The 16,998-nt window shown below is 68.9% G+C and carries 1 protein-coding gene; it reads left to right on the top strand.

Features of this window, described 5'->3' with window-relative positions:
* Positions 1 to 237: 237 nt before the first annotated feature.
* Complete coding sequence (locus OG349_RS33930; RefSeq protein ID WP_327238831.1) at positions 238 to 16,983, top strand: non-ribosomal peptide synthetase; 16,746 nt, start codon at positions 238 to 240, stop codon at positions 16,981 to 16,983.
* The last annotated feature ends 15 nt before the right edge of the window (positions 16,984 to 16,998 follow it).

Genomic DNA, 16,998 nt, shown 5'->3' with positions numbered 1-16,998 from the left:
TGGCCCCCCGGAGGGCGGCACCGGCATTCCGTCCGGTTAATCACGGGGCGAAAAATACGGCAAAACAGTAAACAGCCGCCGCAAACAAACATCAAACACCATCTAGATGCCCACTTCGCCAAGAATAGTTGACAGTGCTCAGTTCGGCTTGAGAGGGTGACCCGGATCGACGTTGCTGTCAAATTGCTTAATTGGCTGCTCCTGGTAAGGAGCGCGAGCGTTGACCGGGGTGCGGATATGTCTGGATCGCATGGTGGCCGTCGTGAACTGATGGCCGGACAGCTTGGCGTATGGCACGCGCAGCAAATGAATCCGGATAATCCGATCTACAACATGGGTGAATACATAGAGATTCACGGGGTCGTGAACACGGACTTCTTCGAAGTGGCCGCGCGGAGAGTCGTCCAAGAAGTCGACTGTTTTCACCTGCGTTTCGAGGGAACAGCGCCCGAGGGAACAGCGGACGAACTCCCGCGGCAGTATTTCGGCCTGCGGAGCGATTGGCCGTTTCCCGTGATCGACGTGAGCGGCGAGGAAGATCCCCGCTCCACCGCGGAGAGCTGGATGCGGGCGGACATGCGGCGGCCGGTGGATCTCCAGGGCGGTGAGCTTTTCAGCCACGCCCTGTTCAAGGTGGACGAAGACCTCTTCTTCTGGTACCAGCGAATACACCACATCATCGCGGACGGACTCGCGGGACCACTGATAGCCGCCCGAGTGGCCGCGGTTTACACCGCGCTGCTGGCCGGCGAATCCGTCACGGACCCCGCGCTTCCCTCGACTTCCGTACTGATGGACGCCGACGCCGCGTACCGGGCGTCCGCGGCATTCGAACTGGACCGGGAGTACTGGACGGAGCGTCTTGCCGACCGCCCGCGACCGGTCGGCCTGAGTGGCCGGGAACCTTCCACCACGCCCCATGAACTGACACGCCACACTCTCCACATCCCTCCCGGCGCCGCCGCGGAACTCAGAAGCTCCGCCCGCCGGCTGGGAACGAGCCTCTCAGGTCTTTCCATCGCCGCGAGCGCCGCCTACCTGCATCGCACAACGGGACAGGAGGACCTTGTTCTCGGGGTGCCCGTCATGGGCAGAGCAACCGCATTGCGGGACGTCCCAGGAATGACGGCCAATATCATTCCTCTGCGCCTCACCGTGCAGCCGAAGGCCACCGTGAGAGAACTCGTGAAGCAGGTGTCCCGCGGCGTGAGAGACGCTTTACGGCATCAGCGATACCGGTACGAGGACATTCTCAGGGACCACAAGCTCGTAGGGCGCGGCGGGCTTTACCCCCTCCTCGTCAATATCGTCTCCTTCGACTACGGTCTGGAATTTGGCGGCGCCCCCAGCAAGGCCCATGGGCTCGGCGGCATAAATTTCAATGACTTGTCGATTTCGGTGTACGACAGGTCGTCCGACGGAAGCATGTCCGTGGTCGTGGACGCCAACCCGGATCTTTACAGCCGGCGGGCAGTGCGTGAGCACGCCGCGAAATTCCTTGACGTGATGAATTGGATGGCGCGTTCCACGGCGGAGGAACGCGTACACCGGATCACCTTGATGAGCCGCTCCGAGCAGCGTCAGGTGCTGGAGGACTGGAACAACACCGCTCGGGAGGTGCCCGCGGCGACGCTGCCGGAGCTGTTCCAGGCCCAGGCAGCCCGCACCCCGGACGCGGTCGCGGTGGTCTTCGAGGACCTGGAGGTCAGTTACGCGGACCTCAACGCGCGTGCCAACCGCCTCGCCCGGCTCCTGATCGACCGCGGAGTGGGACCGGAATCGCTGGTCGCGGTCATGATGCACCGCTCCGTCGACCTGGTGGTCGCCCTCCTCGCGGTGACCAAGGCCGGCGGCGCGTACGTACCTGTCGACCCGGACTACCCCGCCGACCGCATTGCGTACGTCCTCACCGACGCCCAGCCCCTCCTGGTGCTCACCGGCACGGACCTGGCATCCCGCCTCTCCGACAGCCACCCGCCGCACGTGGCCGTCGACGACCCCCGTACCGCCACCACGCTCAAGAACCTCCCGGACACCGACCCCACCGACATCGAGCACCACACCCCCTTGCTGCCCGCCCACCCCGCCTACGTCATCTACACCTCCGGCTCCACGGGGCAGCCCAAGGGCGTGGCCGTACCCCATGCGGGTGTGGTGAACTGGCTGACCTGGTTGCAGGGCACCTATAACTTGGCCGCCTCGGACCGGGTGTTGCAGAAGACCCCCTTCGGTTTCGACGTGTCGGTACGGGAGTTCTTCTGGCCGCTTCTCCAGGGGGCGACGATGGTGGTCGCCAAGCCCTCGGGCCACCGCGACCCCACGTACCTGGCGGAGTTGATCCAACGCGAACGTGTCACGATCGCGCACTTCGTCCCGTCCCTGCTCCAGGTCTTCCTCCGCGAACCGGCCGCCGCCTCCTGTACGGACCTGCGCGCTGTGTTCTGTAGCGGCGAAGCGCTCTCCGGCGACGTCGCCGGGCAGTTCCGGAACGTACTGGACGTTCCACTCCACAATCTCTACGGTCCCACCGAGGCATCGGTCGAGGTCACCGCGTGGACGTGTGACAGCGACACCAGCAGGAGCAGCGTCCCGATCGGACGACCCGTCTGGAACACGCAGGTCTATGTGCTGGACGCGGCGCTGCGGCCGGTGCCGGTGGGTGTCACGGGTGAGTTGTATCTGGCCGGCGTGCAGTTGGCCCGTGGGTATCACGCCCGGCCGGGGCTGACCGCGCAGCGGTTCGTCGCGAACCCCTTCACCCCGGATGCGCGGATGTACCGCACCGGCGACCTCGCGCGCTGGAACGCCGACGGGCAGCTGGAGTATCTGGGCCGTACGGACGACCAGGTGAAGGTCCGTGGGTTCCGTATCGAGCTGGGCGAGATCGAGGCCGCGCTGCTCGCCCACCCGGACGTGGCCCAGGCGGCGGTGACGGTACGTGAAGACCGCCCCGGCGACCAGCGCCTGGTCGGCTACCTCGTCCCGGCGAGCGGTCCGGCGGGTGTGGACATCGCCGTGATGCGTAGACATGTGCAGGGTGTGTTGCCGGAGTACATGGTGCCGTCCGCGCTGATGGTGCTGGATGCGCTGCCGTTGACGGTCAACGGCAAGCTGGACCGGCGGGCTCTGCCCGCTCCGGACCACCAGCCGACCGACAGCGGCCGGGGGCCGGCCACGGTGCGGGAAGAGCTGCTGTGCACCGTCTTCGCCGAGATCCTGGGCCTGCCCACGGTCGGCGTGGACGACAACTTCTTCGAACTGGGCGGCCATTCACTGCTCGCGACCCGGCTGGTGAGCCGCATCCGGACGGTCCTCGGGGCCGAGGTGCCGATCCGGACCCTGTTCGAGGCACCCACCCCCGCTGCCCTGGCCGAGCGGTTGACGGCCTCCGGAGCGAGGCGGCCACCGCTCGTACGGGCGGAGCGCCCGGAGCGGGTGCCGTTGTCGTTCGCGCAACAGCGGTTGTGGTTCCTCGGCGAGTTGGAGGGGCCGTCGGCCACCTACAACATTCCGGTGGCTCTGCGACTGTCCGCGCCGGTGGATGTCGACGCCTTGAAGGCCGCACTGCGTGATGTGGTCGGCCGGCACGAGGTTCTGCGCACCGTGTTCGCGACGGTGGACGGGGAACCGTACCAGCGGATCCTGCCGGCCGAGAACGCCCCGGTCCCCCTCGCGGTCGAACAGGCAGCTGACGTCGGAGCCGCGATCACGAAGATCGCGGGTCACCACTTCGATCTCGCCGACGAGATTCCGCTGCGGGCCTGGCTGTTCGAAACGGGTCCCGACGAGCACGTCCTGATGATCATGGTGCACCACATCGCGGGTGATGGGTGGTCCCTGGCCCCGCTGACGCGGGATCTGACGGCCGCGTATGCGGCCCGATCCACCGGCCGCCCCCCGGAGTGGGCGCCGTTGCCGGTGCAGTACGCCGACTACAGCGTGTGGCAGCGCGAGCTGCTGGGCGACAAGGCCGCCCCCGGCAGCCTCCTGAGCGAGCAGTTGGCCTATTGGCGCCAGGCACTGGCCGGCCTGCCGGAGGAACTGGCGTTGCCGTTCGACCGGTCGCGTCCCCCGGTCGTCTCCCACCGGGGTGGCAGTGTCGAACTGACCATTGACGCGCGGGTGCACCAGGCGTTGGCCGAGCTGGCCCGGGTACAGGGCGTGACGGTGTTCATGGTGGTGCAGGCGGCGCTGGCGGTCCTGCTGCACCGGCTGGGGGCCGGAGACGACATTCCGGTGGGCACCCCGATCGCCGGACGCACCGACGAGGCACTGGACGATCTGGTCGGGTTCTTCGTCAACTCCCTCGTCCTGCGCTCGGACCTGTCCGGCGATCCGACCTTCGTGGACCTGCTGGCCAGAACACGGGAAGCGGACCTCGGCGCCTATACGCACCAGGATGTGCCGTTCGAACGGCTGGTGGAGGACCTGGCCCCGGCCCGGTCGATGGCCCGCCATCCGCTGTTCCAGGTCATGCTCACCCTCCACAACGCCGCCGAGGCGCCTCTCGACGTGCCCGGCCTGGACATCGGGGCGCTGCCCGCGGGCCTCCTTCCCGCCAAGTTCGACCTGGACTTCCAGATCGCCGAGCGGATCACCGACGACGGCACCCCGGCGGGCCTGACCGGGCTGATCATCTATGCCGCCGACCTGTTCGACCCCGCGAGTGTCGAGGCGATCGCACGGCGCTTCCTCCTGGTCCTGGAGTCAGTGACCGGGGATCCGTCGCTGCCGGTCAGCCGCGTCGAGATCCTGGACACCACGGAGCGGGAGCGGATCCTGTCCGGGTGGAACGAGACCAGTCACGAGGTCCCGCCGACCACGCTGGCCGAACTGTTCGAAGCCCAGGTCACCCGCACCCCCGACGCGATCGCGGTGGTCTTCGACGGCACCGGGACGACCTACGCGGAGTTGAACGCGCGGGCCAACCGGCTGGCCCGCGTCCTCGTGGGCAGGGGCGCCCGGCCGGAAGAACACGTCGCGGTTTTGATGGATCGTTCCGCCGACCTCGTCGTCGCACTCCTCGCGGTGGTCAAGACCGGAGCCGCGTACGTCCCGGTCGACCCGGCCCACCCCGCCGACCGCATCGCCTACACACTCCGCGACGCCCACGCCACCCTGCTGGTCACACACCGGGCCATGACAGGCACGGCGGATGACGACGACGGTGTGACGCGCGTCGTGACGGATGCCCCGGACACCACGGCGGCCCTGTCCGCCATGGCCGGGGAGAACCTCACCGACCACGAGCGAGGAGCGCCGCTCCTTCCCGTGCACCCCGTCTACGTGATCTACACCTCCGGCTCCACGGGACGCCCCAAGGGCGTTGTGGTGAGCCACGCGGCCGTCTGCCACTACCTCACCTGGGCCGGCGGCGCGTACCCCGGGTTGAGCGGTCGGACCGTGCTGCACTCGTCGGCCGCGTTCGACCTGACCGTCACGCCGTTGTACGGCACGCTGATCTCGGGCGGTGCCCTGCACCTCGCGGACATCCGGGACGGGCTTCCCGCTGAACTGGCGCCCACCTTCTTGAAGGTGACGCCGAGTCACCTGAGCCTGCTGTCCGAGGAGCCCGCCGGATCCTTCACCCGGGGAGACCTCGTCGTCGGCGGCGAGAGCCTCGCGGGCGAGCAGCTCACACGCTGGCGGTCCGCGCACCCCGACGTCCTGATCACGAATGAGTACGGTCCGACCGAGGCCGCCGTCGGATGTGTCACCTTCACCGTCCGTCCCGGGGACCCGGATGGGGTGGGTGGCGTCCCCATCGGCCGTTCCGTTCCGAACATGCGAGCCTTCGTGCTGGACGCGGCCTTGCGGCCGGTGCCGCCCGGGGTGGCGGGTGAGGTGTATCTCGCCGGCGCGCAGCTGGCCCGTGGCTACCTCGGGCGGCCGGGGCTGACCGCGCAGCGGTTTGTCGCGAACCCGTTCGGTGGTCAGGGCGAGCGGATGTACCGTACCGGCGACCTGGCCCGGTGGAACGCCGAGGGGCAGCTGGAGTATCTGGGCCGTACGGACGATCAGGTGAAGATCCGGGGTTTCCGCATCGAGCCGGGTGAGGTCGAGGCCGTACTGACCGGACACCCGGGTGTGGCCCGGTCAGCGGTGGTGGTGCGTGAGGACCAGCCCGGCGACAAGCGTTTGGTCGGCTATCTCGTCCCCGACGGGGACAGCACTCCGCAGGCGGACAGTGCCGCGCTGCGCGCCCATCTCGGCGCGATGCTGCCGGAGTACATGGTGCCGTCCGCGCTGGTGGTGCTGGATGAGCTGCCGTTGACGGTGAACGGCAAGCTGGACCGTGGGGCCCTGCCCGCTCCGGACTATCAGGTGACCGATGCCGGGCGGGGGCCCGCGACGGTGCGGGAGGAGATCCTGTGCGCCGTGTTCGCCGAGGTCCTGGGCCTGCCCCAGGTCGGCGCGGACGACAACTTCTTCGAGCTGGGCGGCCACTCACTGCTCGCGGTGCGGGTGGTGAGCCGGATCCGATCGGTCCTCGCGGCCGAGGTGCCGATCCGGACCCTGTTCGAAGCGCCCACTCCGGCTGCCCTGGCGGGCAGGTTGACCTCCTCCGGTACGAGGCGGCCACCGCTGGTACGCGTGGCGCGGGCGGAGCGGGTGCCGTTGTCGTTCGCCCAGCAGCGGTTGTGGTTCCTGGGCGAGTTGGAGGGCCCGTCGGCCACCTACAACATTCCGGTGGCTCTGCGGCTGACCGGTGACCTCGACATCGAGGCATTGCGGAGGGCGCTGGGCGATGTGGTGGGTCGGCACGAGGTGTTGCGGACGGTCTTTCCGACCGATGAGGGCAGGCCGTATCAGCAGATCCTTGACCCGCCTTTCTCTTTCGATCTGCCGGTGGTCGAGGTGGGACGGGAGGGGCTGACGGAGGCGGTTGCCGGGCTGGCTGGTCACGCGTTCGATCTGGCGGCTGAGTTTCCCTTGCGGGCGTGGCTGCTGCGGGTGGGGCCGGGTGAGTGTGTGCTGGTGATGGTGGTGCATCACATCGCCGGTGACGGATGGTCGATGGGTCCGCTGGCACAGGATGTGTCGATCGCGTATGCGGCACGGTCCGGCGGCCAGGCGCCCGGGTGGGAGCCGTTGGCGGTGCAGTACGCGGACTACACCTTGTGGCAGCGTGAGTTGCTGGGCGAGGAGACCGATCCGGACAGCCTGCTGAACGAGCAACTGGGCTACTGGCGGCAGGCTTTGGACGGGGTGCCGCACGAGCTGGTGCTGCCGTTCGACCGGCCACGGCCGACGGTGGTCTCACACCGCGGCGGCCGAGTGGACATCCGTGTGCCGGCCGAGGTGCATGCCCGGGTGGCGGAGCTGGCCCGCGCCGAGGGTGTGACCGTGTTCATGGTGCTCCAGGCGGCGCTCGCGGTACTGCTGTCGCGGGTCGGCGCGGGCAGTGATATCCCGGTGGGCACCCCGGTCGCCGGACGCACCGACGAGGCACTGGACGACCTGATCGGGTTCTTCGTCAACACCCTGGTGATACGCACCGACCTGTCGGGTGACCCGTCGTTCGCCGGCCTGCTGGAGCAGGTCCGTGAAAACGGCCTGGCCGCGTTCGCGCACCAGGACGTGCCCTTCGAGCGACTGGTCGAAGACCTCGCACCGGCCCGCTCCATGGCCCGACATCCTCTTTTCCAAGTCATGCTCGCCTTGCAGAACAATGCCCAGGCCGTCCTCGACCTGCCGGGTGTCGACTCCGTACTGTTGCCCGCCGGCGAGCCGGTGGCCAAGTTCGACCTGTCCTTCACCCTTACCGAGACCTTCCACACCGGTGGCCGCCCGGCCGGTCTGGACGGCGGTGTCGACTACGCCCTCGACCTGTTCGACCACAAAACGGTGGAGACCCTGGCCGACCGGTTCGTCCGCGTCCTGGACACCGTCACCGCCGATCCCCACCAGCACCTCACCGCTATCGAGGTTCTGGACCCGGCGGAGCGGAAGCGGATCCTGGTCGAGTGGAACGACACCGCCCGCGACGTACCCGCCGCGACGCTGCCGGAGCTGTTCCAGGCCCAGGCGGCTCGTACCCCGGACGCCGTCGCGGTGGTCTTCGAGGGCGTGGAAGTCGGTTACGCGGACCTCAACGCGCGTGCCAACCGCCTCGCCCGGCTCCTGATCGGCCAGGGGGTGGGACCCGAGTCGCCGGTCGCGGTCATGATGCACCGCTCCGTCGACCTCGTCGTCGCCCTCCTCGCCGTGACCAAGGCCGGCGGCGCGTACGTACCCGTCGACCCGGACTACCCCGCCGAGCGGATCACCTACCTCCTCACCGACGCCCAGCCCCTCCTCGTACTCACCAGTGCAAACCTGGCCTCCCGCCTCACCGGCGGAGAGCTGTCGCACCTGGCCGTCGACGACCCCCGCACCACCGCCGTACTTGATGGCCTCGAAGACACCGACCCCGCCGACGCCGAGCGGCGCACCACCCTGCTGTCCGCCCATCCCGCCTATGTCATCTACACCTCCGGCTCCACCGGGCAACCCAAGGGCGTGGCCGTCACCCACCAAGGGCTGCCGAGCCTGACCACCGCGCAGGCGGAGGAATTCGCGATCACCACAGGCAGCCGCGTGCTCCAGTTCGCCTCGGCAAGCTTCGACGCGGCGATCTGGGAAATGGTCATGGCCCTGTGCAACGGGGCCTGCCTCGTCTCGGCCCCCTCACCTGACCTGCTGCCGGGCCAGGCACTCGTCCGCCTGGTCGCGGAACAGTCGGTCACGCACGCACTCCTGCCCCCGGCCGTTCTGGCTCTCCTGGAACCGGACAGCCTGCCGTCGATCACGACTCTCATCACCGGCGGCGAAGCCCTCAGCCAGAACCTGGTGGCGCATTGGGCCGACGGCCGCCGCCTCGTCAACGCCTACGGACCGACGGAGTCCACCGTCTGCGCCACCACCACCGACCCCCTGTCAGCGAACGAGAACAAGACTCCGCCCATCGGCACGCCCGTCGCCAACACCCGGGTGTATGTGCTGGACGCGGCGTTGCGACCGGCGCCGGCGGGTGTCGCGGGTGAGTTGTACGTCTCCGGCGCGGGCCTGGCCCGTGGTTATCTCAACCGGCCGGGGCTGACCGCGCAGAGGTTTGTCGCGAACCCGTTCGGTGGTCGGGGTGAGCGGATGTACCGTACCGGCGACCTGGCCCGGTGGAAGCCCGACGGGCAGCTGGAGTATCTGGGCCGTACAGATGACCAGGTGAAGGTCCGTGGGTTCCGTATCGAGCTGGGTGAGGTGGAGGCCGCGCTGCTCGCCCACCCGGACGTGGCCCAGGCAGCGGTGACAGTACGTGAGGACCGCCCCGGCGACAAACGTCTGGTCGGCTACCTCGTCCCGACCGCCGGTCACACCGGCGTTGCCGATACGGCCGCCCTGCGCGCCCACCTCGGCGCGATGCTGCCTGAGTACATGGTGCCGTCCGCCCTGGTGGTCCTGGAGGGTCTGCCACTGACGGCGAACGGCAAGCTGGACCGACGGGCCCTGCCCGCTCCGGACCACCAGCTGACCAACAGCGGCCGGGGACCGGCCACGGTGCAGGAGGAGATCCTGTGCACAGTGTTCGCCGAAGTCCTGGGCCTGCCCACGGTCGGCGTGGACGACAACTTCTTCGAACTGGGCGGCCACTCGCTGCTCGCGGTGCGGGTGGTGGAGCTGCTGCGTGCCCGGGGGATTTCGGTTGACGTGCGGTCGCTGTTCGCGGCGCCGACGGCTGCCGGACTGGCCGCGTCGGACGGCCGGGCCGAGGTGGCGGTGCCCGAGAACCGGATTCCGGACAACGCCCTGACCCTTTCTCCCGACATGCTTCCCCTGGTGGATCTGCACCGCGAGGAGATCGACCGGATCGTGGCCCGGGTTCCCGGCGGAGCGGGAAACGTGGCGGATGTGTACCCGCTGGCTCCGCTCCAGGAAGGGATCCTCTTCCATCACCTGATGGGCGACTCCGGTGACGGAGGTGATGTGTACGTGCTGCCGGTGCTGTTGGGGTTCGACGCCCGGGAGCGGCTCGACGGGTTTGTCGACGCACTGCAGAAGGTCGTCGACCGGCACGACATCCTGCGGACCGCCGTCCTGTGGGAAGGACTGCGCGAACCGGTCCAGGTGGTGGTGCGCCGTGCCGCGATCCCGGTGGAGAGCGTCGATCTGCCCGAGGGGCCTGACGACGAGGTCACCGGCCGGATGCTGGCCGCGTGCCCCGGATCGATGGACATCGGCCGGGCGCCGCTGATCCGCGTGTACACGGCGGCCGACCCGGTGAGCGGTCAGTGGCTGGGGCTCGTTCAGGCCCATCACCTGATCTCGGACCACACCACCCTCGACGTGCTGCTGGAGGAGGTGCGCGCGTTCGTCGAGGGCCGCGAGGACACCCTGCCCGCGCCTCTGCCGTTCCGGAACTTCGTGGCCCAGGCCCGGCTGCGGGTGGCGGAGGAGGAACACCGGAGGTATTTCTCCACCCTGCTGGGGGATGTGACCGAGCCGACCGCGCCGTACGGACTGCTCGACGTCCGTGGCGACGGCACCGGCGTGACGGAGTTCCGTCGCGTGATGGACGCGGAACTCGCGCGACGGCTGCGGGACCGGTCACGCCGGCTGGGCGTGAGCCCGGCCACGGTCCTGCACGTGGTGTGGGCGCGGGTGCTGGCGGCCACCGCGGGCCGGGACGACGTCGTCTTCGGTACGGTCCTGTTCGGCCGCATGGCCGCGGGAAGCGGCGCGGACCGTGTGCTGGGCCTGTTCATCAACTCCCTGCCGGTACGGGTACGGACTCAGGGCGCGGAAGTGAGGGACACGGTCCGGTCGGTGCAGAACCAGCTGGCGGACCTGCTCGTCCATGAACACGCCCCCTTGAAACTGGCCCGGCAGGCCAGCGGTATCAAGGCGGACACCCCGCTGTTCACCTCCCTGTTCAACTACCGGCACTCCAGGAGCGCCGATCCAGGGACGGACCACAGCCTTGACGGCGTCGCGGTGCTGTACGACCAGGAGCGGACGAACTACCCGGTCGCGCTGAACGTCGACGACGCCGGTGACGGATTCACCCTCACCGTGCAGGTCGCCGAACCTGTCTCGGGTGAAGCACTGTGCGCCATGGTCCACACCGCCGCCGAAGGCGTTGTCTCCGCCCTGGAAACTGCGCCCCACCAGCAGATCAGCACGGTGGACGTCCTCGATCCCGCGGAGCGGCACCGGGTCCTGGCCGGGTGGAACAACACCGCCCGCCCCGTGCCCGCGACGACGCTGCCGGAACTGTTCCAGGCCCACGCCGCCCGCACTCCCGACGCGACTGCCGTCAACTTCGACGGCGTGGAGGTCAGTTACGCGGATCTCAACGCGCGTGCCAACCGCGTCGCCCGGCTCCTGATCGACCGGGGCGTGGAGCCCGAGTCGCTGGTGGCGGTCATGATGCACCGCTCGGTCGACCTGGTGGTCGCCCTCCTCGCCGTGACCAAGGCCGGCGGCGCGTACGTACCCGTCGACCCGGACTACCCCGCCGACCGCATCGCCTATGTCCTTACCGATGCCAAGCCGCTTCTGGTACTCACCACCACCGACCTGGCCTCCCGCCTCCCCGACAGCCACCTGCCGTACCTGGCCGTCGACGACCCCCGTACCGCCGCCACACTCAACGACCTCCCGGACACCGATCCCACCGACAGCGAGCGCCGCACCCCCCTGCTGCCCGCCCACCCCGCGTATGTCATCTACACCTCCGGCTCCACGGGACGGCCGAAGGGCGTGGCCGTCACCCACCAAGGACTGCCGAACCTGGCCGCCGCGCAGGCGGAGGAATTCGCGATCACAGCAGGCAGCCGGGTGCTCCAGTTCGCCTCGGCAAGTTTCGACGCGGCAATCTGGGAGACGGTGATGGCCCTGTGCAACGGCGCCTGCCTCGTCTCGGCCGCGCCGCACGACCTGCTGCCGGGCCAGGCGCTTGTCCGCCTGATCGCGGATCGGTCAGTCACGCATGCCACCCTGCCTCCCGCCGTACTCGCTCTCCTGGAACCCGACAGCCTCCCGTCGATCACGACCCTCGTCACCGCCGGCGAAGCCCTCAGCCAGAACCTGGTTGCCCGTTGGGCCACCGGCCGCCGTCTCGTCAATGCCTACGGACCGACGGAATCCACCGTCTGCGCCACTACCACCAGCCCTCTCTCCGCCGACGAACACAACACCCCACCACACATCGGCACACCCCTCGCCAACACCCAGATCTATGTGCTGGACGCGGCGTTGCGGCCGGTGCCGGTCGGAGTCGCGGGTGAGTTGTACATCGCGGGCGCCGGCCTGGCACGCGGCTATCTCAACCGGCCGGGGCTGACCGCGCAGCGGTTCGTCGCCAACCCCTTCACCCCGGGCCGGCGGATGTACCGCACCGGCGACCTGGCGAAATGGCGACCGGACGGTGTTCTGGACTTCCTGGGCCGTACGGATGACCAGGTGAAGGTCCGTGGGTTCCGTATCGAATTGGGTGAGATCGAAGCTGCGTTGCTCACCCATCCGTCCGTGGCCCAGGCGGCGGTGACGGTACGTGAGGACCACCCCGGGGACAGACGCCTGGTCGGCTACCTCGTCCCCGACGGGGGCGACGCTCCGCAGCCGGACAGTGCCGCGCTGCGCGCCCATCTCGGCGCGATACTCCCGGAGCACATGGTGCCGTCCGCCCTGGTGGTGCTGGATGAGCTGCCGTTGACGGTGAACGGCAAGCTGGACCGCAGGGCCCTGCCTGCTCCGGACTACCAGCCGACCGACGGTGGGCGGGGGCCGGTCACGGCGCAGGAGGAGATCTTGTGCACCGTCTTCGCCGAGATCCTGGGCCTGCCCACGGTTGGCGTGGACGACAACTTCTTCGAGCTGGGCGGCCACTCACTGCTCGCGGTGCAGCTGACCAACAGGATCCGCACGGATCTGGGCGTGGAGGTCGCGATGCGGGCGCTGTTCGAGGCGCCGACCGTGGCCGGACTCGCGCGGCGGCTGACCGATTCGGGTGCGGCACGTCCCGCGCTGGTGGCGATGACACGGCCCCAGGCGGTACCGGTCTCGTTCGCCCAGCAACGGTTGTGGTTCCTGGGCGAGTTGGAAGGGCCGTCGGCGACCTACAACATTCCGGTGGCTCTGCGGCTGACCGGTGACCTGGACGTCGAGGCGTTGCGGAGGGCGCTGGGCGATGTGGTGGGTCGGCACGAGGTGCTGCGGACGGTGCTTGGCGCCGATGAGGGCAGGCCGTATCAGCGGGTCCTTCGCCCGCCTTCCTCTTTTGATCTGCCGGTGGTCGACGTGGAGCAGGAGGGTCTGGCAGGGGCAATTGCCGGACTGGCGGGTCATGCGTTCGACCTGGCGGCCGAGCTTCCCGTGCGGGCCTGGCTGCTGCGGGTCGGGCCGGGCCAGTGTGTGCTGGTGATGGTCGTCCATCACATCGCCGGCGACGCGTGGTCGATGGGACCGCTGGCACGGGACGTCTCCGTCGCGTACGCCGCCCGTACCGCCGGGCGGGCACCCGGCTGGGAGCCGTTGGCGGTGCAGTACGCGGACTACACCTTGTGGCAGCGTGAGTTGCTGGGCGAGGAGACGGACCCGGACAGTCTGCTGAACGAGCAACTGGGCTACTGGCGGAAGGCTTTGGACGGGGTGCCGCACGAGCTGGTGCTGCCGTTCGACCGACCGCGGCCGGTCGTGGCCTCGCACCGCGGCGGCCAGGTGGAGATCCACGTGCCGGCGGACGTGCACTCCCGGGTCGCCGAGTTGGCCCGCTCCCAGGGCGTGACCGTGTTCATGGTGCTCCAGGCCGCTTTGGCGGTACTGCTGTCCCGGATGGGCGCGGGCAGTGACATCCCGGTGGGCACCCCGGTCGCCGGACGCACCGACGAGGCACTGGACGACTTGGTCGGATTCTTCGTCAACACCCTGGTCATGCGCACCGATCTGTCCGACGACCCGTCGTTCGCCGGCCTCCTGGAACAGGTCCGAGAAAACGGCCTCGCCGCGTTTGCTCACCAGGACGTGCCCTTCGAACGGCTGGTCGAAGACCTCGCGCCGGCCCGCTCGATGGCCCGCCACCCCCTCTTCCAGGTCATGCTCACCTTGCAGAACAACACCCAGGTGGCACTGGACCTGCCGGGCATTCGCACCGAACCGTTGCCCACCGGCGAACCGGCAGCCAAATTCGACCTGTTCTTCAGCCTGAGCGAAACCTTCCACACCGACGCCGGTGCCAACAGCGGCAACGGCAACGGCAATCGCCCGGCCGGTCTGCACGGCGGTGTCGACTACGCCCTCGACCTGTTCGACCGCGAGACGGTGGAGACCCTGGCCGAACGGTTCGTCCGCGTCCTGGACACCGTCACCAGGGAACCGCGCCGGCGGGTCAGCGGCGTGGACGTCTTGTCGGCGGAGGAGCGGCACCAGGTGGTGTCGGGGTGGAACGCCACCGCCCAGGAGGTGCCCGCGACGACGCTGCCGGAGCTGTTCCAGGCCCGCGCCGACGAACATCCTGCCGCGGTCGCGGTGGTCTTCGACGGCACCGAGGTGACGTACGCGGAGCTCGACGCGCGTGCGAACCGGCTCGCCCGGCTGCTGATCCGTCGCGGTATCGGTCCCGAGTGCATCGTCGGGCTGGCCGTGCCCCGCTCGGTGGACCTGATCGTCGCTCTGCTGGCGGTGCTGAAGTCGGGCGCCGGTTACCTCCCGATCGATCCGGAGTACCCGGCCGAGCGGATCGCCTTCATGGTGGCCGATGCCGCCCCCTCCCTGACGCTGACCACCACGGAGGTCGCCGGGCGCGTGGCCACCGGGCCCGCGCTGGTGCTGGACGACCCGGCGGTGGCCGCCGAGCTCGGCGCACTGCCGGCCGGCGTTCCCGGCGATGAGGAGCGGACCGGTCCGCTGCTGCCGCAGCACCCCGCGTACCTGATCTACACCTCCGGCTCGACCGGGCGTCCCAAGGGGGTGGTGATGTCCTGCGGCGCGCTGGTCAACCTGCTCTCCTGGCACGCTTCCGCCATCCCCGCCGAGCCCGGTTCGCGGGTCGCCCAGTTCACCGCGATCAGCTTCGACGTCTCGGCCCAGGAGATCCTCTCGGCCCTCCTGGACGGCAGGACACTCGTCATACCCGATGAAGAGATCCGGCGTGACCCCGAAGAATTCGTGGCGTGGCTGCGGGAGCAGAAGGCCACCGAGCTGTACGCCCCCCAGATGATGGTGGACGCGCTGGGTGAGGCTCTGGCGGAGCGGGGCACGGACCTGCCGTGGCTGCGTCATGTCTCCCAGGCCGGAGAGGCCCTTGTGCTCACTGACCGGATCCGTGACCTGTGCGGGACGGCCGGGACGGTGCTGCACAACCACTACGGTCCGTCCGAGACCCATGTGGTCACCGCCCATACCCTGCCGGCGGACCGGGAGGCATGGCCCCGGGGTGCCGCGCCGATCGGCCGTCCGGTGTGGAACACCCAGGTCTACGTCCTGGACGCGGCGCTGCGGCCGGTGCCGGTGGGTGTCGCCGGTGAGTTGTACGTCTCCGGCGCCCAGCTGGCCCGTGGCTACCACGCCCGGCCGGGACTGACCGCGCAGCGGTTTGTCGCCAACCCGTTCACCCCGGGTGCGCGGATGTACCGCACCGGCGACCTGGCCCGCTGGAACGCCGACGGGCAGCTGGAGTATCTGGGCCGTACGGACGACCAGGTGAAGGTCCGTGGGTTCCGTATCGAGCTGGGCGAGATCGAGGCCGCGCTGATCGCCCACCCGGACGTGGCCCAGGCGGCGGTGGTCGTACGGGAGGACCGTCCCGGCGACCAGCGCCTGGTCGGCTACCTCGTCCCCAGCGGTGGCAGCACTCCCCAGCCGGAGAGTGCCGGCCTGCGCGCCCACCTCGGCGCGATGCTGCCGGAGTACATGGTGCCGTCCGCCCTGGTGGTCCTGGAAGCTCTCCCGCTGACGGCGAACGGCAAGCTCGACCGACGGGCCCTGCCCGCTCCGGACCATCAGCCGACCGACGGAGGCCGGGGGCCGTCGACGGTCCAGGAGGAAATCCTGTGCGGGATCTTCGCCGAAGAACTGAATGTGCCTCACGTCGGCGTCGAGGACAACTTCTTTGAACGCGGCGGACATTCACTTCTGGCGGTCAAGCTGGTGAGCCGGATTCGTTCGGTCATGGGCGTCGATGTCTCCGTCCAGATGCTGATGCAAGCACCCAGCGTCGCCGGACTCGCACATCGGCTCAGTCTTCCCGCGATGAAGGACTCGCTTCGTACGCTTCTTCCCATCAGGACGCACGGGAACCGGCCGCCCCTCTTCTGCGTCCATCCGCGATCCGGGCTGAGCTGGTGCTTCGCGCCTCTGGCCGGATTTGTACCCGCTGACATCCCCTTGTACGGCCTTCAGGCGCGGGATGTCGACAACGCGGGCGGGTTGCCGGGATCCATCCGGGAAATGGCGGAGGAATACGTCAAAGAACTGCGCACCGTGCAACCGTCCGGTCCCTATCATCTGGTGGGGTGGTCCATGGGAGGCCGCGTGGCGCAGGAGATGGCCGTACAACTACAGGAAGACGGCCAGCACGTGGCGCTCGTCATCATGGGAGGCTACGCACCCGCCCCGCTCGACACGCCCGGCTCGGCGGCGGAGGATTCGGCAGAACTCGACGAGGCGCCTTCTCTCCATGATCTCGCCGGACTTCCGGACTACTTCCGTAACGAGATCTCAGAGGAAGAGGCCGAAGTACGGGCGCGAATCATCGCTAACAACACCCGTATCTACGTGAAGCATTACCCCCGCAGATTTCACGGCGACCTCCTCTTCGTCTCGTCGGACGAACTGGAGGACGGTTCGGGCCGTTTCATGTGGCAGCCCTATACGGCCGGTCACATCAGCGAGTCACGGCTGCCGTGTTCTCACGACGACATGGCCGATCCCCCCATGCTCTCCCTGCTGTGGGATTCCATTTCCGACTGGCTGTCCACGACAAACGACAGGGACAGGACTGAATAGGGACTCACGGACCGC

The sequence above is a fragment of the Streptomyces sp. NBC_01317 genome (assembly GCF_035961655.1).
Lineage (GTDB): Bacteria > Actinomycetota > Actinomycetes > Streptomycetales > Streptomycetaceae > Streptomyces.
Note: the sequence above shows the minus strand (reverse complement) of the source record. Positions and strands in the feature narration are given on the sequence as shown.

Bases quoted from the DNA above. Each gene is read 5' to 3' on its own strand.
- OG349_RS33930 (WP_327238831.1), top strand. From the start codon at position 238: ATGTCTGGATCGCATGGTGGCCGTCGTGAACTGATGGCCGGACAGCTT.